This window comes from Gleimia hominis (assembly GCF_002871945.2).
Lineage (GTDB): Bacteria > Actinomycetota > Actinomycetes > Actinomycetales > Actinomycetaceae > Gleimia > Gleimia hominis_A.
On sequence record NZ_CP126963.1, the window covers coordinates 1,691,938 to 1,715,312 of the forward strand.

18 protein-coding genes are annotated in these 23,375 nt (G+C 56.8%); 8 read left to right on the forward strand and 10 right to left on the reverse strand.

Going from position 1 to position 23,375, the window contains the following annotated elements; genetic code table 11:
• Nucleotides 1-131 precede the first annotated feature (131 nt).
• Nucleotides 132-1,709 (reverse strand): MFS transporter, encoded by a 1,578-nt coding sequence (locus CJ187_RS07465; protein ID WP_102216946.1) that lies wholly within the window; start codon nucleotides 1,707-1,709, stop codon nucleotides 132-134.
• 563 nt (nucleotides 1,710-2,272) lie between these two features.
• On the opposite strand from CJ187_RS07465, the gene CJ187_RS07470 reads away from it, so the two are divergent.
• On the forward strand, nucleotides 2,273-3,025 hold the full coding sequence (locus CJ187_RS07470; RefSeq protein ID WP_102216947.1) for a CDP-alcohol phosphatidyltransferase family protein: 753 nt from the start codon (nucleotides 2,273-2,275) through the stop codon (nucleotides 3,023-3,025).
• On the opposite strand, the gene CJ187_RS07475 is transcribed toward CJ187_RS07470, so the two are convergent.
• Nucleotides 2,978-3,877 (reverse strand): hypothetical protein, encoded by a 900-nt coding sequence (locus CJ187_RS07475; protein ID WP_102216948.1) that lies wholly within the window; start codon nucleotides 3,875-3,877, stop codon nucleotides 2,978-2,980. The two genes, CJ187_RS07470 and CJ187_RS07475, sit on opposite strands and share 48 nt — an antisense overlap.
• Nucleotides 3,878-4,011: 134 nt before the next feature.
• A complete protein-coding gene (locus tag CJ187_RS07480) occupies nucleotides 4,012-5,508 on the reverse strand; it encodes a CoA-acylating methylmalonate-semialdehyde dehydrogenase (protein WP_102216949.1) in 1,497 nt (498 codons plus the stop codon).
• A gap of 408 nt (nucleotides 5,509-5,916) precedes the next feature.
• On the opposite strand from CJ187_RS07480, the gene CJ187_RS07485 reads away from it, so the two are divergent.
• Nucleotides 5,917-6,138, forward strand: coding sequence for a hypothetical protein (locus tag CJ187_RS07485; RefSeq protein ID WP_146003113.1), 222 nt, complete (start codon nucleotides 5,917-5,919; stop codon nucleotides 6,136-6,138).
• A 193-nt stretch (nucleotides 6,139-6,331) separates the two neighbouring features.
• Here CJ187_RS07485 and iolD read toward each other — a convergent pair whose 3' ends face one another.
• The 4 genes from iolD to iolC are packed head-to-tail and all read right to left on the reverse strand — an operon-like array spanning nucleotide 6,332 to nucleotide 11,038.
• Nucleotides 6,332-8,233: a 3D-(3,5/4)-trihydroxycyclohexane-1,2-dione acylhydrolase (decyclizing) gene (gene iolD, locus CJ187_RS07490; protein ID WP_102216951.1), complete on the reverse strand. Its 1,902-nt coding sequence runs from the start codon at nucleotides 8,231-8,233 to the stop codon at nucleotides 6,332-6,334.
• Between the two features lie 31 nt (nucleotides 8,234-8,264).
• Nucleotides 8,265-9,155 carry a 5-deoxy-glucuronate isomerase gene (gene iolB / locus CJ187_RS07495; protein ID WP_102216952.1) on the reverse strand — a complete coding sequence of 297 codons (891 nt, stop codon included), beginning with the start codon at nucleotides 9,153-9,155 and terminating at the stop codon, nucleotides 8,265-8,267.
• Nucleotides 9,156-9,191: 36 nt separating this feature from the next.
• Entirely contained in the window at nucleotides 9,192-10,055 is an 864-nt protein-coding gene (locus tag CJ187_RS07500) for a Cgl0159 family (beta/alpha)8-fold protein (RefSeq protein ID WP_102216953.1), read from the reverse strand.
• The gene (iolC, locus tag CJ187_RS07505; RefSeq protein ID WP_102216954.1) at nucleotides 10,055-11,038 is read right to left on the reverse strand and encodes a 5-dehydro-2-deoxygluconokinase; all 984 of its coding nucleotides are present in this window, start codon (nucleotides 11,036-11,038) and stop codon (nucleotides 10,055-10,057) included. Before iolC ends, CJ187_RS07500 begins: the two co-directional genes overlap by 1 nt.
• 312 nt (nucleotides 11,039-11,350) lie before the next feature.
• Here iolC and CJ187_RS07510 point away from each other — a divergent pair, with 312 nt between their 5' ends.
• Nucleotides 11,351-13,879: an ExeM/NucH family extracellular endonuclease gene (locus CJ187_RS07510; protein ID WP_102216955.1), complete on the forward strand. Its 2,529-nt coding sequence runs from the start codon at nucleotides 11,351-11,353 to the stop codon at nucleotides 13,877-13,879.
• Nucleotides 13,880-14,071: 192 nt separating this feature from the next.
• Here the strand turns inward: CJ187_RS07510 and CJ187_RS07515 are convergent, their stop codons facing one another.
• Both CJ187_RS07515 and CJ187_RS07520 read right to left on the reverse strand, forming a co-directional pair.
• Nucleotides 14,072-15,709 (reverse strand): MFS transporter, encoded by a 1,638-nt coding sequence (locus tag CJ187_RS07515; protein WP_102216956.1) that lies wholly within the window; start codon nucleotides 15,707-15,709, stop codon nucleotides 14,072-14,074.
• 9 nt (nucleotides 15,710-15,718) lie between these two features.
• Nucleotides 15,719-16,915: a Gfo/Idh/MocA family protein gene (locus CJ187_RS07520; RefSeq protein WP_102216957.1), complete on the reverse strand. Its 1,197-nt coding sequence runs from the start codon at nucleotides 16,913-16,915 to the stop codon at nucleotides 15,719-15,721.
• A gap of 331 nt (nucleotides 16,916-17,246) precedes the next feature.
• On the opposite strand from CJ187_RS07520, the gene CJ187_RS07525 reads away from it, so the two are divergent.
• From CJ187_RS07525 to CJ187_RS07545, 5 genes are all read left to right on the forward strand, one after another.
• A complete protein-coding gene (locus CJ187_RS07525; RefSeq protein WP_233187385.1) occupies nucleotides 17,247-17,990 on the forward strand; it encodes a GntR family transcriptional regulator in 744 nt (247 codons plus the stop codon).
• Nucleotides 17,991-18,131: 141 nt separating this feature from the next.
• Nucleotides 18,132-19,214, forward strand: coding sequence for a transaldolase family protein (locus tag CJ187_RS07530; RefSeq protein WP_102216959.1), 1,083 nt, complete (start codon nucleotides 18,132-18,134; stop codon nucleotides 19,212-19,214).
• Nucleotides 19,215-19,459: 245 nt separating this feature from the next.
• Nucleotides 19,460-20,446, forward strand: coding sequence for an inositol 2-dehydrogenase (gene iolG / locus CJ187_RS07535; protein WP_102216960.1), 987 nt, complete (start codon nucleotides 19,460-19,462; stop codon nucleotides 20,444-20,446).
• Nucleotides 20,447-20,542: 96 nt separating this feature from the next.
• The gene (locus tag CJ187_RS07540; RefSeq protein WP_102216961.1) at nucleotides 20,543-21,403 is read left to right on the forward strand and encodes a TIM barrel protein; all 861 of its coding nucleotides are present in this window, start codon (nucleotides 20,543-20,545) and stop codon (nucleotides 21,401-21,403) included.
• Between the two features lie 222 nt (nucleotides 21,404-21,625).
• Nucleotides 21,626-22,432 carry a hypothetical protein gene (locus tag CJ187_RS07545; protein ID WP_146003114.1) on the forward strand — a complete coding sequence of 269 codons (807 nt, stop codon included), beginning with the start codon at nucleotides 21,626-21,628 and terminating at the stop codon, nucleotides 22,430-22,432.
• A gap of 54 nt (nucleotides 22,433-22,486) precedes the next feature.
• Here the strand turns inward: CJ187_RS07545 and phnX are convergent, their stop codons facing one another.
• Nucleotides 22,487-23,272 carry a phosphonoacetaldehyde hydrolase gene (gene phnX / locus CJ187_RS07550; protein WP_102216963.1) on the reverse strand — a complete coding sequence of 262 codons (786 nt, stop codon included), beginning with the start codon at nucleotides 23,270-23,272 and terminating at the stop codon, nucleotides 22,487-22,489.
• Nucleotides 23,273-23,375 lie beyond the last annotated feature (103 nt).

Genomic DNA, 23,375 nt, shown 5'->3' on the forward strand with positions numbered 1-23,375 from the left:
CCCTTCTACGGGGATTCTTCGCTCCCCGCGCGCCTTCGTGCGAGACTCCCCAGCGCGAGGCGTGCTCACCACCTGTTTGCCGCGAAGGTCACCGCGTGTTCGAGACAGTCCGAATTCGCGTGGACGCACGCTTATTTGGAGTAGCGTTTTTCGAACTCGGCCTCCAGTTCCTCGAGCGTGTGGTACTTGGTTTCCGGCAGTATCTTCGTGTAGAAGTACAGGGAAACGCAGTTGATGAGGGCGAAAACGAGGTAGGTTTTTGCCCCTCCGAGGTACGCCATCATGGACGGGAAAATGGCTGTGATGACAGCGTTTGCGAACCAGTTGACGGACACCGCGGTGCCTTGCGAGACGCCCCGCGTGTTAGCGGGGAAGATTTCGGAGACGAGCACCCAGGTGACGGTTCCGGATTGTTTGAAGAACAGGAACGCGGTGATTATGACGAGCACTGCCCAAGGCGCAAACGTGGGAACTGTGCTGGCGATGTTCCCGGCCTCATCCATGTGCGGTTCAATAACCCAGAAGAAGAGGGCGGCGAGCCCAAATAGGGATAGTACGATCCCAGTTTCTTGGTACATTGCGACGTGGCGGCGGGCAAATCTTGCGACGAAGTAGATTCCGATTGCAGCGCCGATGCAAGAAAAGAAGCCGGTGACCACGTTCAGCATGATCGCGTTTTCGGATGAGAACCCAGCTGCGTGCAGTACTTTCGGCATGTAGTACATCGCGGTGTTGATACCTGTGAGCGGGTCAATTATTGAGATTGCGACGCCGAGGAAAAGTACTTTTCGGGTCCATTGGGTGGCGAATACTTGCCGGAGTGTCATTTGGGGTTGGTTTTCGTATTCGCGGTTAACCTCGATCATTTCACGCACTTCTAGCCCCAGGTTGTGTTTCTTGGGGTCGCGCACGCGTTTGAGGGAGGCGATGGCTTCGTGGTAGCGGTGTTTAGCGGCGTACCAGCGGGAGGTTTCTGGCATTGTGCGCATGAGGATCCACAGTGCGATGGCAGGGATAGTGGCGAGGATGAGCATGTACCGCCAGGTAGCTCCGTTGCCACCAACGACTACGAGGTCGCTCATGGCTTTCGCGTGGTCCCAGTCGATGGATTCGCCGGCTTCGGTGATTACGTGTGGCCCGTGGTTGATGCGGGCGATGATGGCGTTCATGGAGTACGCGAGGAATTGTCCGAACACGATCATGAACTGGTCGATCGCGACAATTGGTCCGCGGACTTCTTTGGGCGCGGTTTCCGCAAGGTAAACGGGAACGGTGGCGGAAGCACCTCCGACTGCGAACCCGAGGATTATGCGGAAAATGCACAGCATCCAGAAGTTGAGAGACAGTGAGCATCCAAGGGCACCGAAGAAGAAAATGGCGGCGAGCAGCAGGATGTTGTGGCGCCGCCCGTACCGGTCTGAAAGTCGCCCCCCGATTATCGCTCCGAAGCCGGCGCCAACCATTAGCAGGCCACCGACGAGCCCTTCTTCCACTGGGTTCAAATGTAACCCACCTGCGGCGTTTGGCATATATAGGTACGGGAGGGCTCCAGCGAGCACCCCGGTGTCGTACCCGAAGAGTAGTGATCCTAGGGTAGCTACCGCTGCAATTAGCGGGATTGAACGTTTTTTACCGTTGGGTGGGGTTTTCTTAATGAGGTCATTGAGTTCGCCGTCTGTAAACGAACTCACCTGCTTTTGGTCACTCATGTGTTCTCCTGTGCTTGCTCGGCATCCGTCGTTGGATTCATTATTCTAAGTGGAGCCTTCAGCAAAAGCCGGTTCCGCAACCTCGCACAACCAACCTTCACTTGTCGTTACAAACGATAGACGATGGTTGACAAAAAAGCAACGTCCACTCTTTTTATAAGCTTATTTATACAGCTAGAAGACGGTTTAGGAAAACACATAACCCTTTAGACACGCCATATACCACCCTTATCTTGGGTTCTCGAATAGCAAATTTCGTAGAGTAATAACCATTCCTAAATGATATTACAAATACTCTTGAAGTGGTGATCTATTGAGCAATCAACTCAGCTGGGCTAAACCACCAATTGGCTAGCACACATATACTTCTCAAAGTGCTCTCCAAACCATTGAGAAAACAAGCTCCCTCATACTCATAAACTCAAAATACAACCCAAGCCACAATATGAACACACCTGGATACGCGCGGTATACCTGCGGGTTGTTCAAAAATCCACTCAGGCTGTTTACACTAGGAAAGACGTCTATTTGGGCGTTGCGATCGGAGTGTACGGAGTTTTATTTTGGATAACACCGCCACCAGCCAGACAAGAACGTGGCCACTGTCCGCATACGTGTGGGCTTGGTGCGTACACGCGTTCACCATGTCAGGTCTCCTCTGGGTCTTACTGGCCGCACGCGCGCTAGGCGAAGGACACTACAAAGCCATGTGGGGATGGCTAATCGTCTCCCTAATTGTTGACGCCATCGACGGCCCGTTAGCCCGCAAGGCAAAAGTACAAGAAGTGATCCCCTGGTTCTCCGGCACCATGATGGACAACGTCGTCGACTACATGACGTGGACCTTCATCCCCGCAGTATTCATGGTCAAAGTAATCCCACTAGGCCCAACCCCACTAGCGATAATCGCTGCCATATGCGCCCTCGCATCATCCATGTTCTGCTACGCAAACACCCGCATGAAATCCGCAGACTGGTACTTCGTAGGCTTCCCCGCCGCATGGAACATCGTCGTCCTCATTCTCTGGCTCTTCCACTCCGGCCCCATCGTCAACTGGCTCGTCGTCATCGTCTTCACCATCCTCGCCGTCGTCCCCTGGAAATGGCTCCACCCGTTCCGCGTCAAAAAATACCGCGCCATAAACGCAGTTGCCGCAATCATCTGGGTCACCTCCACCGCCATCATGGTCTGGACCTTCCCCCACATCCCCATGTGGCTGCGCATCCCCTGGTGGATCAGCGGCATCTGGATCCTCGGCGTATCAGCCCTACGCACCTGGCGCGGCCGGCCCGACCGTCCTAACCAGCGCCCGTGAAATCCGCCGATCACCCCACCACTTATAACCCTCAAGCACAAAAGTACCCGCAATAAGCAGCGCAATAATCCCCCAAATCCACGGCGGGTAATGCTCCCCATAAAACCCAAAATAAATATACGGCGCCATAAACGTAGCCACCGTAACCACCATGCCAAGCAAACGCATCCGAAACCGCGGCGCCGTCACCATCGCCAACACACCCCACGTATACGGAATCGCCGTCCCCAAATCAATCGCCCACAACACCGCCACAGACCCATGAAACTGCGGCACAAACATCACCGGCAACGCCCGTAACGCCGAATAAATAATCACCACCGCATACGCAATCACCCGCGGATTCGTCGCATACCGCGTCAACAACATCCGCTTCATAATCGGCACCCCAGCCGCAAGCAACTTCTTATACACCCGCGGGCTAATCAACAACCCATCCACATCACGCAGCGCCTGCGTCAAAAACTCCAAATCCGCGCGCCCACCCCGATCCACCAGGGCCTCCACCAACTTAATCGGCGCGATCCCAACCGGCACCACCTGCTCGCCCGCAACCTCATGCACACCACCCAACGGTTCCAAAACCCCATCGGGCAAATACGCAGACCACTCCTCCCACACCGGCTGCGTCATCGGCATAAACCACAAGCGCTCCCGCTTGCGAATAGAATCACGCAACGTCGCCACCAAGTACCGACGCGTCTGCGTATCCCTTAGCCCCGCGAACATAGGTAACTCCCGCAAATGCCTATCCTGCAAATCACTTGGCCGATCCACACCAGCAGCCGAAACCACGCGCTGGGGTGACAGCGCGTATTCTTCCGCAAAAGACAGGTCAAACAGCCAGTTCACCCGTTAAGGGTACCGCATAAACAAGCGGTGGCGCGGCAGCCATACAGCCACCACGCCACCAAAACACGCGCAAACCCAATACTCACACAGGCGGTGAGCTGCGGTTCACAAATGTTCTACTCTTCCGCCAGAACCTACTCCTCACGCTGGAACGACATCGTCGCCTCGTACATCCCAGCCTCAGACGGCCAACGCGACGTAATCGCCTTCGCCTTCGTGTAGAAATTCACGCCCTCCGGACCATGAATGTGGTGATCCCCAAGCAGCGATTCCTTCCACCCACCAAACGAGTAGTACGCCACCGGCGTTGGAATCGGCACGTTGATCCCCACCATTCCGGCTTCCACCTCGTTTGTGAACCGGCGGGCAACCCCACCGTCATTCGTGAAGATAGCGGCGCCGTTACCGAACTCCGAGGCATTCACAATCTCAATGGCCTCATCGTAATCCTTCGCCGTAACCACCGTGAGGACCGGGCCGAACACCTCCTGCTTATACAGATCCGTGTCCGTCGGGCAGTTCTCAACAATCGTTGGGCCCAACCAGTGGCCGCCCTCATAACCCTGCGCGACGTAATCACGACCATCCAAGACCACGTCCGCACCTGCCTTCTCAGCACCATCAATCAGGCCAACAATGCGTTCCTTCGCAGCCTTGTCGATCACGGGGCCCATCTCGTTCTCTTCATCCAAACCAGAGCCAACCTTGATCTTCTTCGCCTCATCCGCTACCAGCTGCGTGAGCTTATCTTCAATCCCACCCACAGCAACCACAATCGGCAGCGCCATGCAACGCTCACCCGCCGCACCAAACGCAGCGGCACTAATGTGCTTAGCCGCGAACTCCAAATCGCAATCCGGCATAACGATCGCGTGGTTATTCGCCCCACCAAGCGCCTGCACGCGTTTACCGTGGGTAACCCCCGTGTCCTGAACAATGTGCGCAACCGGGGTGGAACCCACAAACGAAATCGCGTCAATCCCCGGGTGCGTCAAAATCTCGGTAACGATCTCCCGGTTACCCGGCAGCACGTTGAACAACCCGTCCGGCAACCCCGCCTGCTTGTACAACTCCGCCGTGAACAAGGACGCCGACGGGGTTGTAGTAGCCGGCTTCAAAATGAACGCGTTCCCAGTCGCCAAAGCCAGCGGGTGCATCCACATCGGCACCATCGCGGGGAAGTTAAACGGGCAAATCCCCGCCACAACCCCCACCGGGTACTGAACAGTATGAATATCTACGCCAGTGGAAATCTGCGACGACATCTGCCCCTTGAGCGCATTATTGATTCCGCACGCGAAATCCAGGGTCTCGCGCCCCCGCTGAATCTCCCCAATCGCATCCGTGTACGTCTTCCCATGCTCCGCCACAATCAGCTTCGCCATGTGATCTTGATTCTCAAGCAGCAAGTGACGCATCTTGAACATGATCTCCACGCGCTTGGCAAGGGAGACCTTCGCCCACTTCTTCTGCGCTTCTTTAGCGACCTTTACCGCGTGGTCCAAATCTGCTTTTGAGGCGAGGTTCAGTTTGCTCTCCACCTTGCCCGTAGCCGGATTCTCCACATCTACCTGCTCGGCGGGTTCCCCGTCGTAGTACTCCCCATTAATCCAAAGCTTCAGTGTTTCCATTATTAAATCGAACTCCTCGTCGTGTTCGTCGTTAGCACCACGGAGCGGTGGTGCCCTGTGGCTTACGCATATAAGTCTAACGTCCCAAACCCAATTTGTCATTACATTTATTTTAAAGGAGGTGCCCCCAACTATCCGTCGCTAGGCATCTCCTGCCGGCATCCCGGCCATTAACGATCGCACGAGTTTTCAGGCACATCTCTTTACATACGCTTTCCGCTTCACAGCGGGATTTGTGAGCAGATCTACACCAAAAATTGTCGACTATTCAACCCATTTGTTCGTACATTAGAAGTGTCGATGGGTGACGCGAGGTTCTCAGCCATCGCGAATCACCTGGGACAACAGCACAACGTCCGTGCAGGAGCACGGACACGGCTCCTGCACAAAGAAGTAAAGGAGCATTTAATGACATACTCAACTGCACTTGTAGAAGCGCGTCGCGACATCACGGTAGCGTCCATCGCCACCCTGATGCCACTACTGTTCACCCTGCTGCTGGTCGCTTCTTCCGCCATTACCATCGGTGGAATCCTGGTTTCCAGCCCCGTTTTAACCATCGTGGGTGGGCTGATGACCGCCGCAATCGCAATCGGCTTCTCCATTAACCTGATTGCGGAAGTGAAGTAACCCATGCACCGCGACAACGACGACGCGACCACAGATAGTTCAAAATCAACCGCAAACGATTAACCGGAACAGTCATAACAACTGTTCCGGTTATTTTTATGCGCCGCAAAAACGCAAGAGCCACAGCGCCCCAAGAGGCGCGTGCCACCGCCGCCTGCCAGAACCGCAAGCAGCGGCGCCACACCTCAAGAAACTACTTCAAATAGTGACGTTGCCGCGCTTTATTCTGCTTGTACTGCTCGTACGCCTGCTGGGTCGATTCAATGCGTGACACCTGCGAAACAGGCACATCCCACCACGAGGAACTCGGCGGATTCGGCCCATACAGGTCCGTCTCAATGTGAATCATGCAGGCCCGATCATCTGCCTGCGCCTCGCGGTACGCCTGCCGGAACTCTTCCATCGTGTGCACCTGGTAGACCTTCAGCCCCCAAGACTCCGCGTTCTTCGCAATATCTACCGGCAGCAAATCACCATCTTCATTATGAGGCGCCCCCGCCCCCGCGCGGTAACGCGTGCCGAAACGCTGCGACCCATGGGACTCCGACAGCGCCCCAATGGACGCGAACCCGTGGTTTTGCAGCAGAACATAAATGACCTTCAGGTTCTCTTGCACCACCGTCGCCAGTTCCATCGGCAGCATCTGGTACGTGCCATCGCCAACGATCGCAACTACCTCGCTGTCTGGATGTGCCATCTTCACCCCCATCCCCGCGGGAATCTCGTAGCCCATGCAAGAGAACGCGTACTCCACGTGGTACTGCAACGGGGTCTTCGCCTGCCACAGGGCCTGCAGGTCACCGGGCATAGAACCGGCAGCGTTGATGACAATGTCGTTATCACCCATCATCTCGTTCAGCGCCCCAAACACCTCCAGCTGGCTCGGGAGCGGCTGGTGATCCAGGTGGTACAACTCGTGGGTTTTCGCGAGCCACGCTTCCCGTTCCGCCGTGACCTCTTGCTCGTAGGCTTCACTCACCCGGTAGTCGCGCAACTGGTCGGTTAGAGCACGCAGAACCTCACGCGCATCCCCAACCACCATTTGGGCGGCATTTTTAACCGCGTCAAACGGCTTCACGTTCACGTTCACGAACTGCACATCCGGGTTCTTGAATGCCGTGCGCGACGCCGTGGTGAAATCCGAGTAACGCGTACCAATCCCGATTACGAGGTCCGCTTTGTCGGCAATGTGGTTACCCGAATCCCCACCGGTTGAACCGACCCCACCAATCGCCGCTGGGTGGTCGAAGTTAATCGCCCCTTTACCCGCCTGCGTATCCCCCACAGGAATTCCGGTGATGCGGGCAAACTCGCGCAGTTCTTCACTTGCCTCAGAGTATTTAACGCCGCCCCCAGCGATCACCATGGGACGTTTCGCCTGTCTGATGAGGTTCACTGCCCGCTCAATTGCCGCTGGGTCCGCGGGGGTGCGGGGAATGTACCACACGCGTTTCTTGAAGAACTCTACGGGCCAGTCGAACGCCTCCGCCTGCACGTCTTGTGGCAGCGCGATCGTCACCGCCCCGGTGTCCGCCGGATCCACCAACGTTGCCATCGCATGCATCAAAGAGGGGATCAGCTGTTCGGGTCGGTTGATGCGGTCAAAGAACCGGGAGACAGGGCGGAACGCGTCGTTCACACTCGTGTCCAACGTCATTTCGTTCTCCACCTGCTGCAGCACCGGGTCGGGCACGCGGGTGGCGAACTGGTCTGAGGGGAACAGGAGCACCGGCACCCGGTTCGTGGTGGCCAGGGCAGCTCCCGTGACCATGTTTAACGACCCCGGGCCAATGGAGGCGGTGCACATCATGGCTTGGCGCCGGTTCTTCGCCTTCGCGAATGCGGCCGCCGCATGCACTTGTCCCTGTTCGTTGCGCGGCATGTAGTAGGGCATTGCGCCCCCGTCCGCGTCTGGGTCCAACTCGTTTTGCAGTAGGGCCTGCCCCAGGCCAGCCACGTTACCGTGTCCGAAAATGCCGAACGCACCGGCGATCAGACGGTCTTGTTCACCGTCGCGTTCCACGTATTGGTTCACCAGGAATCGCACCACGGCTTGCCCAACCGTTAGACGCACGGTCTGCACATCTGGGTTCATGTTTGTTTCTCCTTAATAACGTGGGTGACGACTAGTCGTTCATCGGGGTCATGGGTAGGCGCGGGTCGATTGCTTGATCGCTCCAGTTTTCGCGTACCCAATCGTGGTGCGGGTCGTTGGTCATGAGCCACGTGGAGTCTTCCGCCGGCCCCGCCATCACGTTCAAGTAGTACAGGTCGTAGCCGGGCGCTGCGACGGAGGGACCGTGGTAGCCGTAGGGCATTATCACGATGTCACGCGAACGCACTTCGGTGCACACGTCGATTGGTTTACCCGGTGAGGGGTAGATACGTTGCAGCGCGAACCCTTCTTTCCCGTTCTTCCCCCCGTTACCTTCGCGGACCTCGTAGTAGTAGATCTCTTCGAGCACGCGTTCGTTTTCGTTGTGTTCATCGTGTTTGTGCGGCGGGTAGGACGACCAGTTTCCGCCCGGCGTCAGCACCTCTGTGACCAGTAGGTGTGAGGTTTCCAGTTCGTTGCCGAGCGCGTAGTTGTTAACTTGCCGCGAGCAGTTACCCGCGCCGCGTAGCATCGTCACCACTTCTTCTACCGGGCAGTACCGCACCGGGAGGTCCTTGGTGGCTTTCGCTGCCGGCAGGCAGAACCGACCCCCATTTTTGGAGGTGACGGTGAACTCCGTGTTGCGGGGAATGTATATGTAGTCTGTGATGCCGGTAAAAACGGATTCACGGCCTTTAATCTCAAACGTTTCACCGTTTACCTCTACGGTGCAGCCCCCTTCGAAGGGAAGCACGAGGAGTTCTGTGTCTCCACTGTTGCGGGTCTGGCTTTGCCCGGCCTCCAGCCCGAGCACTGCGATGGCGCTGAATTCCCAGCCGGCCCGCTCGATCGTCAGGTCTGTTTCGAACTGGTCGTGTGCGGTTTCTCCCGCGCGGATTACGTATTTATCGTTGTCATTCATGTTTCATGTCCTCACAAAAAATCTCTCAGCGAGTGGTTACAGCAAACTCACGGTTGCATCCACTGCTTCGCTCACCGTTCCCGTCGGTGGGAACAGTAACGACCGCCCAATTACTAAGCCTTTCACGTTCGGGAGCTTCAACGCACCAGCCCAACCTTTCAGTGCTTCATCGGGGTCGTCGGGAACTTCTCCTCCTAGGATAAGCGATGGAAGGGTAGTTGATGCCATTACGCGCTCCATATTGTCCACACATGGAAGTTTCAACCAGGTGTAGGCCGACGTGGTGCCCAGCCCCGCCGCGATCGTAATCGACCGGATCACCGCGTCGGTGCTGAGGTTGTTGACCACAGTGCCGTTTTTCCACTCCGAAATGAACGGTTCCACCATCGCGGTGAGTTTGCGCTCGGCCAACTGGTTGATTGCCTGCGCCGTTGACTCCAAGGTGGCGACAGTTGCGGGGTCTTCGAAGTTGATGCGCGACAGGGTTTTCCCCCCATTCAACCCCGCTTCCTCAATTCCTTTGGGCGTGTAGCAGTTGAACCGGTCGTCCATTTCGAATTTGGAATGCTGCAACCCACCGCGGTTCATGGACCCCCACACCAGTTTGTTATCCAGCGCCCCCATCAGCGTGAGGTCTTCTATCATCTCCGCGGTTCCAAGGAATCCGTGCACGCCGGGGCGCGAAAGTGCTTCTGCGCACCGCTCTAGCAGGTCTTCACGCGACCCCATTGCCATTGGTTTACGCCCCGCACCCAAAGCCCCGCGAGCCGGGTGGTCACACGCGATGATCAGCAGCTTTTGGTCTTTTGGGATCTGCGCTTTGGGGCGTTTCTTGAGGGCCTGCGCAATCTTTTCGGGTTCGTACGCCCGGATGTTTGCGATCTGTTCGATAACAGACATTACAGGGCCTCCACTATGGGTTCGGTCTCGGGGTGCTGAGCGATCTTGTCGAACACTTCCTGTTCCGTAGCCATCGCGGTGGAGCACTCTAGGCGTTCAGCCACGATCGCACCCGCGGTTGAGGCGAACTGGATTGCCTTTGGTAGGTCCCAGCCGCTCAGAAGTGCGTGGCACAGCGCACCACCGAAGGAGTCACCGGCCCCAAGCCCGTTCATCGCTTCGATTTTGGTGACGGGCACGGTAATGCGTTCTTCGCGCGTTTTCGCGAGGGTACCCAGGGGGCCTTGCTTCACGATCGCGACTTCCACACCGCGTTCCAGTAGCGCGTCGGCAGCGCGTTCCGGTTCGGTTTCCCCAACCGCGATGCGGCATTCCTCTTTGTTACCCACCGCGACGTTCACTTTTTCTAGCATTCGGGACACTTCGCGGTGCGCTACCTCTTCTGACTCCCAGAACATGTCCCGGTAGTCCAGGTCAGCGATGGTCCACCCATTCTTTTTCCGCGCGTCCAGCGCAGTGTGGTGCGCAGAACGCGAGGGGTCTACCGACAAACCGGTTACCGACAGCCAGAATATTTTGGCGTCTTTAACCACTTCGAGGGGAATGTCTTGGTTCTTCAGCTCGAGGTCGGGTGCGGATGGTTCACGGTAAAAGTACAGGGGGAAGTGGTCGGGTGGGAAGATCTCGCAGAACGTGACCGGCGTATTATAGTTCTCATTTGTAACTACATACTGGTCGGATACGCCGAGGCGTTTCATTTCTTGCCGCACGTAGTTTCCGAACGGGTCGTCCCCCACTCCGGTGATGATTGCGCTGGAGTGTTCCATGCGCGCTGCAGCGACCGCCACGTTCATTGGGGAGCCGCCGAGGAACTTGCCGAAACTCTCCACTTCTTCCAGGCCAACGCCTACTTGCAGAGGGTAAATGTCGACTCCGCTGCGCCCTATGGTCACCACTTCGTACTGTTTGTGTGCCTGAGCCATCTTTGGTTCCTTTCTGCCGTGAGTAGTTGCGCATTCTTTTCCGTTTGCACAAATTTACCTGCGGCCGCGTCTTTGCTCTATTTCAGTATTACGACATTTGAGGCCAAAGTCAAGCATTTGTTATAACAAAGGTCGAATCGTGGGGTAGGTTACCGAATCGTTAAGTGCGCGTTACACCCCGCAGCCCAGTTGGGTTAATCATCGTTCACTTTTTGAACTAATTGCAGGCATTTCTATCGATCGCCCAACCGGAGCGTGCTGGCAGTTATACGCTTTTATCGTTACTGTCCACCACAGACGAAAGTGTCGTTTATGCGTGTGTTGAAACCCATTTCATCCGCCGCTTTAGCGGCTTCCATAGCACTCGTCCTGTCGACTCCACTCACCGGCGTCGCAGTTCCTACCTCCGACCCAACCGGCACCGATTCCACAGCCACCGCGAGCGCTGCCCCGGATCCAACCGGTGAAAACACCTCGGCCCCCACCGGCTCGACAACCTCTGAAGACACTTCCCAGAGCGCAGACGAGCAGGCGGGTACCTCGGACGAAAATGAGGACGCGGGTACCTCGGACGAAACCACTCAAGCCACGCCGCGCGCTGCGGACACGGTGGCGATCAGTGACATCCAAGGGAACCCGAAAAATTACAAGAACAAGCAGGTTGCAATCCAAGGAATCGTCACCGCTGTTTGGGATGGTCGCGACGGCTTCACCGTGCAAATGCCAACAAGTGAAGTACCTGAGGGGTACGAAGGGTCGCAAGCGGTATTCGTTAAACTTTCCAACCCGTCCAAAACACTGCACGTGGGCGACGAAGTGCAAGTGGACGGTAAGGTTAGCGACCCAAATGGGGTAACGACCCTAACCACCTCCGTGAAGAACGTCGAAACCCTGGGCAGTGAGAAAACCGGCCTGGTGAAACCCGCGCAGGTACCCGCACCGAAAACCCCTGAGGAAGCCAACAAGATCCAAAGCATGGTGATTAACCCGCAGGGGCAGTTCCGGTTAACGGACTCGTACAAACTACCCACCACCGGCCAGATTTCGCTCACCGACGGAGATAAAGCCCCGGCACAACCCACCCAGGTGGGAACTCCCGGTTCGGCGGAAGCAAAAGCTCAGGCGCAGTACAACGAAACCCACCTCATCACGGTTGATGATGGCAGTGACGACCTGTTTGACTCCAACAGTGCAAAAGCCCAGGTTACTCCGCCTAAACACCTGCCGTTCGTGGCAGACAACGCGCAAGCAGGACCAACCTTAGGCGCAGAAGTCACGTTCAAAAGCCCAGCGGTCATCACCTACACGCGCGGCAAGTGGGTGCTCGACCCCACCACTTCTATTCCAGCGGCAGATGAGTTCATCAGTTTCTCTGACGTAGCCGAAGCGGAACCCGCTGACGTGGGTGGCAACCTGAAAGTAGCGACGTTCAACGTGCTGAACTACTTCACCAGCTTGGGTGTGAACTCCACAGAGAAAGATAAGAACGGTAAACCCCTGTGTTCTCCAAAGATGAATCGTTGGGACCAGTCGGTGCCCGTAGCAGGTAACTACGAATGCCCCCTCCGCGGCGCATGGGACGAAAACGGGTTGAAGCGTCAAGAAGACAAGATCGTTGCCGCCATCAACACGCTCGGCAAGCAAAACGCAGCAATCGTGGCTCTGCAAGAAATTGAGAACGACAAGAAGTTCGAAACGAACCCCAACCAGAGCCTCGAGCACCTCGTGAAAGCTCTAAACCAAGCCGACCCAAGCCAGAAGTGGAACTACGTGCCAACCCCGAAGAAAGAACCGGCATTCGGTACCGACGACGCGATCCGGCAAGCGTTCCTCTACCGCTCCAGTGTTGTCAGCCTTGTGGGTGACGCGGAATATGGGGTTAGCAGCCGGCCTCAAGCAGCTACACTAGACCGCGCACCATTAACGCAAGTTTTTAAGCACCAGGAATCCGGTAAGAAACTGCTGGTAGTGAACAACCACTTCAAGAGTAAAGGCAGTAAACTCAGCGGTTCAGACAACGACAATCCGGGGAAAACCCAAGGCCCCGCGTACGATGTGGGCAACAACAACGGGGAGCGTACCCGACAGGCACAAGACCTAGTGGACGTTGTCACTACAAAAGCAGATGCAGTTAAACCGGACTTCACCCTACTGGTTGGCGATTTCAACTCCTACTCCGGTGAAGACCCAATCCAGATCCTGAAACAGTCCGGTTACGCAGACCTGATGAACACGGCAGAGCACCCCACGAAACGATCCATGACCGACTGGGCAGAATACACGTATTCGTACGGCGGTATGCTCGGCTCACTGGACCACATCATGGTTTCCAAAGCCGGAATGGACTTCTACAAGGGCCACGACATCTGGACTGCGAACGCGTACGAAAGCCAAGCCAGGCAGTACTCAAACTTCATGGCCACCGGCACCAACTACTACAACCCCAACGTGTTCCGCGCTTCAGACCACAACAGCGCCATCGTCGGTTTTGACCTCGAAAAGAAGGTGGACACAGAGAACCCCGGGACCGGTGAACCAAGCCAGCCGGGTGAGGAAACCCCAGACAAACCGGGCGTAGGTGATCCCGGTGTGAACAACCCCGACAAACCAGGGGACAACCACCCCAGCAGCAAGCCTGGCGCGAACCAACCGACCTCGAACCAGGCGGGCAAACCCGGCAGTGGTTCGGTAAACGCGAACCAGGCGGGTAAACCGGGTGCGAATCAAGCCGGCACGCACATCGCCAGCACCGGTAGCACCGCCAGCACCGTCATTTTGCTGAGTGCATTAGCACTAGCCATCGGAGGGGGCGCGTGGCTGCTGAAGCGGCGCATCCGCTAAACCGCACTACTGCGTAACCTGCGCGGGGTTCAACAACTCGTTAAACACCGCGCTTGTGCCGCAAGTGAATACGTCTGCCACAAGTGAATAAAAGGGTGGTGGTCATGCCTCAAAGGCGTGACCACCACCCCTATTTAGTGCCAGAACTGCTCCTCGCTAGAACTGCTCCACACTAGATCGGACCAGCCAGTGCTACGAGTAACGCTGCTCCATGCGCAGCTCCAGTTCCTCAAGCGAATAACCGGACGTTTCTGGCATGATTTTGAGCAAAATGAACCCGAAAACCAGGTTCATGACCGCGTAAAAACCATACGTCGCGGCCCCACCCCACGCTTCCATCATGTGCGGGAACGTGAACGTGATGAACGCATTCACCACCCACATGCAGAACACAGCCGCACCATTCGCGATCCCACGCACGCGGGCAGGGAACATCTCCCCCAGCATCGTCCACACAACCGGGCCGTTACCAGCCTGCACAACCAGCATGAACACACCCATCATCGCCAGGATCACCAGCGGTGCCCACAGGGGTGGTACGTCGTGCGAATCCATTGCCGGCTGAATCGTGAAATGGAACAGGCTGGCAATCACCGCGAGCGTTACGAACACGCTGAACAAACAGGTAATCAGAATCTGGCGGCGCCTAAACGCCGTGATCATCCACAGGGCACACAGGCAGCCAATCACCGACATCACCCCATTCGCGATCTGCGCGGTAATCGCCGCGGACGTGCCCATCCCCGCGTACTGCAACACTTTCGGGGCGTAGTACATAATCGTGTTCACGCCCGTAGTTTGGTTACAAATCGCTAAGAACACGCCTACGAAAAACAGTTTCCGCATCCAGGGGGTGCGGAAAATATCCGCGAACGTCCCCTTCACTTCCTCCCGTTTTTCCCGCTGTTTCTCTAGGATCTCTTGCATTTCCGTTTCCACAGGCCCATCCTTGGCCTCGTCACGAACCTGCTTGAGGGACCCAATCGCCTCGTAATACCTCTGATTAGCCGCATACCAGCGGGGCGACTCTGGCATCAGACGCATCCCGATCCACAGGGCGATCGCGGGCACAGAGCACAGCAGCAGCATGATCCGCCACCCGTTCCCGTTACCACCCGCGACCACCAGGTTGGACACGTAGTCGAACCACGTGGCCGGGTCCAGCGTTCCACCTTTTGAGGACGCTAAGTGGCTCACATTGTCAAACGACTGCATACCCGGTTCCAGTAACCCACCCGGGTCCTTCTCAATATCAATCTGCGGGCCACCGTAAATCTGCGAAATGATCGCGTTGAACGTGAAAGCCATCAACTGGCCCGTCACGATCATCACCTGGTCAACCGCCACGATCCGGCCGCGGATCCGCTTCGGCGCGGTCTCCGCCAAATACACCGGCACGGTAGCGGAAGCACCACCCACGGCGAACCCTAAGATAACTCGTGCTACATACATGACCCATACGTTCGGGGCCGCCGCGGTGCCCAACGCACCAATCAGGAACACGACCGCCAGCAGAACAATATTGTGCCGCCGCCCCCACCGGTCGGACATGCGCCCACCAATCAGCGCACCCAGCGCGGCGCCGAGCAGTAAGGTGGCGCCAACCGCGCCCTCCTCATTAGCAGTCAAATGCAAACCACCCGCCGCGTGGGGCATGTACATGAACGGTAACGCACCCGAAATCACGCCCGTGTCGTAACCGAACAGGAACCCACCGAGGGTGGCGACCGCTGCTACAACCCCAACAGACCGGTGTTTACCTGCTGCTGGTGTTTTTGCAACTGCAGCACTAACTTCTTGCTTTGTACTGTCAATATTTATCTTGCTCACTGCCGGCCCCTACTTGTCGAACGTGGTGGCGCCTTCAACGCGGGCAACGTCGTGCCACTGCCCATCCGCCGCAGAAGCCACCGTGGCCTCGTCCACTTCCGCAGCCGACCACCCGTCCGCTGCAGAGGGAGCTACCTGCTCGCCGGTCAGCACCGACTCAATGAACTGCTTGGCTTCCACCACTTTCATGTCGTCAAAGCCCATGGAGGTACCCGCCCCGGGTTGGAACCGCAAGAACTCGGGGAAGTCCCCACCGGCCATGGCCCGCACGTACCCCTGTTGGAATCCGTTGTCTTTGCCAATACAAACTTGCAGGTCGTTGAGGTGTTCGAAGTTCCAGCGCAGGGACCCATCCGTACCGTAAACCTCAATCACGTATTCCGCCCGCGGCCCAACTGCAACGCGGGAAGATTCAAGCGTGCCCACGACCCCGTTGTCTAAGCGCATCATGATGGCCACGTAGTCTTCGTTCTGCACCGGCCCCACTTCGTCACCAACTTCGTAACCGCCGTGGCCCACACCCATCTTGGTTGGAATCGGCCGTTCCTTAATGAACGTGTCCGTCAGCGCCGACACCGAGGCGATTCGCCCCACCAGGTACTGCACCAGGTCCGCGCCGTGGCTCATCAGATCGCCCACCACGCCAGCGCCCGCGCGTTCACGCGAATAACGCCACGTCAAAGGCCCTTCTGGAGCGGATGCGTAATCGGCAATCAACCAGCAACGCACGTTCGTTACCCGCCCAATCTTGCCGTCACGGATGAGTTTTCGAGCCAGTTCAATCGCTGGCGTGTGCCGGTAGTTAAACCCAACCGACGTCGCCACCCCCGCTTTCGCCGCGGCCTGCGCGATCTCTTTGGATTCCTGCGCGCTCACCCCCATGGGTTTTTCAATCCAAAACGGCTTCCCAGCCTGCGCGGCTGCCAGCGCGATTTCGTGGTGCAGATAGTTTGGTGCGCAGATAGAAACTACGTCCACCTGCGGATCCTCAATTACTTCGTGGTAATCCGCAGTAGCCCGCTCGAAGCCGAGCACTTCCGTAGCCCATTTTTGGTTCTCTTCTAAAATATCCGCGCACGCCACCAAGCGGATGTCGACGTTTAGTTCCGGGAATTTTTCCGCTAACGCGCGGTAAGAACGAGTGTGCAAGCGACCCATCCACCCTAAAGAGATGACACCTACACCCAGTGTTTTCTTTTCCTTCATAGTTTGCTCCCTCGCATGCTATTAGGGCAGTGAGGCGTATTTTAAGCCTACGTTTGCAGCTTCCGCGCCCACGCGGTGGTCTTTCACCGCATCAACTGCCGACACTCTTGTACTCTAAAAGCAAATGTTTGCACTTGCAAGGCATTTGACCCTACAAATCATTAGCGCGCGCCAACTAAGATGGCACAGGAGTGACTTTGTCCGTTCCCATAAACGTATTAACCTGACATATTATTGACTATCGAGATGTCGTGCAGCTGCTGCACGAACCCGGCACGTGCAAGGATTTGGACAACGACCTATGAGTAGGCGCAGTAAACAGGTGAAAACTATGAATCAGCCCTTTGAGGTACAGGTGACAATAGATCGCAACGGTGCGAAGCCTCTTTACCAGCAAATCGCAGAACCGCTTGAACAAGCAATTGTTAGCGGTATTGTTCCCCCTGGCGAACTGGTTGAAGACGAGATCTCAATGGCGAAACGTCTGGACGTATCGCGCCCCACCGCACGGCGGGCGTTGCAAGAGCTGGTGAATCGCGGGCTATTAACCCGCCGCCGCGGCGTGGGTACCCGGGTGACCCCTTCGCAAGTGCATCGCCCGCTGGCCCTGTCGTCTTTGAACGCAGACCTCATTAAAGCCGGGTTTACCCCCACCACGAAGGTCCTCAGCTACGAGATTATTGAGGCCAGCGCGGACGAAGCCCAGATGCTTGGGCTTTCTGAAGGCGATGGGGTGCTGAAAATATCGCGCTTGCGCAGCGTGGATGGACAGCCTCTGGCGATACTGACGAACCACATGCCACTAGAGTTAGCGCCCGAATGGTCTCAGCTGCAAGAAACCGGCCTGTACGATTCGTTCGAACAAAAAGGCATCCACATTGCCTCTGCCACGCAGGTAGTGGGTGCACGCGCGGCCACTGCAGAAGAATCCAAGATCCTGGGCGACGAGCCGAAAGCGGCATTGCTAACCATGGAACGCACTGCCTATACCGCGGAAGGCCGGGTAGTTGAGGTGGGTCGCCACGTGTACCGCCCATCCCTGTACTCATTCCGCTTTACACTGTTTGCACAGTGACACACCCCGCCCCACACTTTGTTATGACAATCGCTTGACAAGCCGGTGACAACTGTCATTAAATGAGTATGTACACACAAGCGCCAACGGCGGGCAAAGTGGCCTGCCACGCGCCAAGAAAGCAAACAAAGGAGATGCTCGATGGCACAGATCAAGCCCACCCCCGGCCCACTGCGTGACGCGGTTGAAGCCACGCCCACGGCCCTGTGGAATGACTCGTCTGATCTGAACGAACTGAAACAATCAATTTCTTACGGCGGTGTGGGCGCCACCTGCAACCCCGTCATTGCTTACACCACGATCTCAAAATATCCAGAGATCTGGACCGATCGGATCCGCAAGATTGCCGCAGACAACCCCACGTGGGGCGAGTCCGAGATTGGTTGGCGGGCAGTAAAAGACATGTCAATTGAAGCGGCCAAGCTGCTGGAACCGGCGTTCAAAGAAACGAATGGGCGCGACGGCCGCCTATCGGTACAGACCGACCCGCGTTTCCATCGGGATGCGAAAAAGCTCGCTGACCAGGCGGAAGAGTTCCACAAGATGGCGGACAACATTGTGGTGAAGATTCCCGCCACTAAGACGGGGTTAGAAGCGATTGAAGACGCCACCTACCGGGGCGTGTCCGTTAACGTGACGGTTTCGTTCACCGTTGCACAGGCTGTGAAAGCCGCCGAGGCGATTGAACGGGGCCTAAAGAAACGTGATGCCGAGGGTTTGGAAACTAAGAACATGGGGCCCGTGGTGACGATCATGGTGGGTCGCCTCGATGACTGGTTGAAGGACTGCGTCAAGCGCGAGGGCATTTTTATTGATCCTTCCGCTTTAGAATGGGCTGGTATTGCAGCGTTCAAGCACGCGTACAAGATCTTCAAAGAACGTGGTTTCCGCGCCCGCCTGCTTGCCGCTGCATTCCGCAACGTGTTGCAGTGGAGCGAGTTCCAAGGTGGTGACGTGGTGGTTTCCCCACCGTTCAAGTGGCAGAAGCTGATTAACGATTCGGATTACAAGTTTGAGGGTCCGCGCATGGACATTCCGGTCGATGAGTACTACCTGGAGCAGTTGCGGCGAATCCCGGAGTTCATCCGCAGTTATGAGGAAGATGGTATGACGCCGGAAGAGTTTGAGGACTTCGGGGCCACCCGCAAGACCCTGCGCCAGTTCTTGAATGCGGACTCAGATTTGGACGCGCTGGTACGAGACGTGATTGTTCCCGCGCCTTAAACCCAGCAAACGCAGCTGTCGAACGCTACGCAGCTACCTGAATACACACTTAGCTAACTGAGAAGCCAAGTACTTGTGAAAACCAGCAGGTAATGCGGATGCTAAAGCCAGGTGGTCGGTGCGGTGGGTGGGGTGGCTAGCCCCACCTGCCGTGCCAAAACCTCATAATACGGATTCGAATATCGCTTAATATTCACCCCAACAACATCTAATATTTACCCTAATCGCACTCAAAGGAGAGCTTAATGATTCGCTTTGGAATTATCGGGGCCGGCCGCATCGCGAAGGTGCATGCCCGGTCGACTAGTCAGCACCCGCACGCGCAGCTGGTGGCCATTTCAGATCCGGTTGAGGAGGCCCGCGAAGCCCTTGCGCAAGAATACGGTGTGAAAGCCGTAGCCGACGCAGCGGACATTTTTAACGACCCCGAGATAGACGCGGTTATAGTCTGCTCCCCCACTCCTTTGCACATTGAGCACATTGTGGCGGGGGTGAAAGCTGGTAAAGCGGTGTTGTGTGAGAAGCCGATTGCGATGGAAGTGGAAGCTGCGGAAGGTATCCGCGCTCAGCTAGAGGGCGAGGATGCGCGGGTTATGCTGGGCTTCAACCGCCGGTTCGACCCGAATTTCGCGAAGATTCACACCGTTGCACAGGCGGGGGAACTGGGCCCGGTTGAGCAGGTGACCATTATTTCGCGCGACCCCGCAGCACCGTCGAAAGATTACATTAAGGTTTCCGGCGGGATTTTCAAAGACATGACAATCCACGATTTCGACATGGCCCGCTTCTTCCTAGGGGACATTGCTACGGTGTCTGCAACCGGGCAGAACCTGGAAGAGGACCTGAAGGACACCGGTGATTTTGACGCCGCCGTTATTGTTCTTACCAATAGGGATGGGAAGGTGGCGACCATTATTAACAACCGGCACTGCGCCACGGGTTACGACCAGCGGCTTGAGGTGTCCGGCCCGGAAGGCTCGGCGTTCGCAGAGAACGTGCGGCCCACCACGGTGCGCGTGTCTAAGCGGGAGCATTCTGACGCGTTGGACCCGTACTTGGATTTCTTCTTAGAACGCTACGAAGCTGCGTACTACAACGAGTTGGATGCGTTTATTGAGGCAGTTAACGGCCAGCGCGACTTCACCCCTGGGATCGAGGATGGAATCGTCGCCCTAAAGATCGCCCAGGCGGCGGACGAGTCCGCGCGGTCAGGCAAGGTTGTCGAACTGTAAATAGCAGAGCACCCACACTCGTGCTTGTGGGAAACATGAAGAGTTACCTGGTGAGGACCACATGTCCTCACGAATAAAAATCGTAAGGAGAACAAAATGAAGATTGCTGGAGCACCTATTTCTTGGGGCGTATGTGAGGTTCCCGGTTGGGGGTACCAGATGTCCCCAGACCGCGTACTGACGGAAATGAAAGAAATGGGGTTGACGGCCACGGAGTTTGGCCCTCAGGGATGGTTGCCGCTAGAACCTCAGGCGCGTGCAGAAGTGGTGAATAAGTACGGACTGAAACCGGTGGGTGCGTTTTTCTTAGCGGTAATGCACGACCCGGATTTTGACCCGATTCCGATGGTGAAAAAAGAGTTGGAGGCGTTCAAAGTGGCCGGTGGTGAGTATTTGATTCTCGCTGCCGATTCTGGGCAGGAAGGCTACGACAACCGCCCCGTGCTAGATGAAAAGGGGTGGCAGACTCTGTTCACGAACCTTTCTCGCATCACGGATGTGTGTAAGGAAGCGGGGGTGACCGCGTGCATTCACCCGCACTGGGGCACGATGGTGCAGAACGTGGATGAGGTAGAGAAGGTGCTGGATAACTCCAAGGTGGGGTTGTGCTTGGACACCGGACACTTGGCAGCCGGTGGTGCGGACGTGGTGGCGCTCGCGCAAAAGTACGCGGACCGTGTGGACATTGTGCACGCAAAAGATGTGCACAAAGAGATGACGGATAAGTTACTGCCCGGGGAACTCACGTGGTCGCAAGGCGTTAAAGACGGTATGTTCGCCCCGATTGGCGATGGGGATATCGACTTCAAAGCCGTCGTTGAGGCACTTAACAAAGCCGGGTTTGACGGGTACTACGTGCTGGAACAAGACATCATGATTGATGAGGAACCCCCGGCGGACGGAGGTCCGAAGAAGAGCGCGGAGAAGTCATTTAAGGCCCTGCAGGCACTGGCGTAACAGCGCGGGCTGCCTTAGAACTGCCCTCTGCCCACTGGATTAAACCCCATATTCCAGTGGGTAGAGGGTTTCTGCGTAAACCCGGGGTGGGGGTTTCTGCGTAAACCCGGGTGGGGATCTGCGCGCAAGCCGGGGTGGGAGATTCCTTGGGGCCTAGGGTTAGTGATTCGGGTTGCTGTTAACATCTAAGAAGAAAATGCTCAGTGGATCCAAGGGGAAGTAATGTTACGACATCCGCGTCGGCGTACTGCACGTAAAAATACTGAATCAATGGGCTCGCTGGCTCGCACGGCGGTGGCGGTATCGGCAGCCGCGTTCCTCTCTTTGGGTCTGGCGGCGTGCTCTAGCAGCACTGCCCCGCAATCTGAGGCGCCGTCAACTGCTTCCGCGAGCGCGTCGGCGACCGCGCCGGCATCCCCACAGCCTCAATACAAGTTGAACGACCTGACCGGGGCGCAGATCGACCAGAAACTCGCGGGCATCTCCGTTGGGGGGTACCCGCTGCACGTAGATCAGGATAGTGCCTCGTTAACGGAATCGATTAAGAGCGAAACGGATTCTGGGCAGTCGTACTACCTGCGGGACGTGAGCGTGGACCCGGATAACTGCGCGCCGGACACGGAACGCTGGCTCGATATTGACTTCACAAACACGATTACGCTAGCGGCTTCCGCGGCAACGGATGACAACTCGATTATCGTGTCCGTGTTCCGTTTCGACAACGGCGGGTTAGACAAGGCCGCTAAGAAGTATGAGGACGTGTCTAAACAGTGCCCCACGAAGACCGTGAACAAACCGGGTACACCCCCAACTAAAGTTAGTACAAAGGTGACGGACGTGGACCTGCCCGGCACGGAACCTGCCTTCGGGGTAGAAAAATCCGTGGAAGGCACGTTCAGTGGGCAGAATGAAAAAGCGGTGCACGCTGTGGTGGGCAACGCGTTCCTCACCGTCAGTTCCGGTTCGGATAACGCTACCATCGACGGGCTCACGGAAGTGGCCGAACAGGTCCTCAAGAACTTCCAGTAGCGTTGGGGCCGGCAGCAGTTCGAAACCTAGGTGATGCGGACAGCTAGTTCGGGGCTACCTTTGGTCCGCCACCAGCCCGGGAAGCTGCGCCATGTTGTCGATGACAGCGTCCGCTCCCGCTTGCACGAACACGGAACGCACCTGCTGACGCGCGGCTTCCTGCTCGGTTTCACTCAGCGCGTTGAAGTCAGTTGCCGACAGCGCCATCGCGGAACTTCCCTCAACTACTCCTACGGTGAACACCCCCGCGTTCTTGCCCTCTTGAATGTCCGACACCGTGTCCCCCACCTTGACTACGCGGCGCACATCCTGGCAGTGCAGTGCCTCCAGGTTCCGGAACACCATGTACGGGTACGGGCGGCCAAAACCGTTTGTAGAATCAGCGGAGAACCAGCAGTCCGGCTCGTATCCCAACTCCGCGGCTTTTGGCGCCACCACGTGCATCATCTGATCCGTGTACCCCGTGGTGGAACCGATTTTCACACCCATGTCCCGCAAGCTAGCTACCGCGTCTAACACGTGCGGCTTCGGGGCCGCGAACTGCTCCAAAATCGCGAACAGGTTCGGTTCAAATCTCGCGTAAACCGCGTCCACGTCCGCCTCACTCGCGGCGCTCCCATGCGTTTGCTGCCACGCGTTTGCGATCCCCTCCATTTTCAGCATGGTAGCCACGTGGTCGCGTTTACTCATCCCCATGGGTTCACGCGTTTGCGCTACCGTGGGTTCCACCCCGAACTCTTTGAACGCGTCCATAAACGCTTGCACGGGCGCAAAACACCCGTAGTCCACCGTCGTGCCCGCCCAGTCGAACACCACTGCGTCAAACCGTTTACTAGCCATCAAAACTCCCTCACTTTTCTAGTTCTATTTTCTTTCTCGCCTGAGGTTCTTGCACGCCTGAGGTTCTTGTCCGCCCGAGGTCCTTGCCCAGCTTCGGTGAATT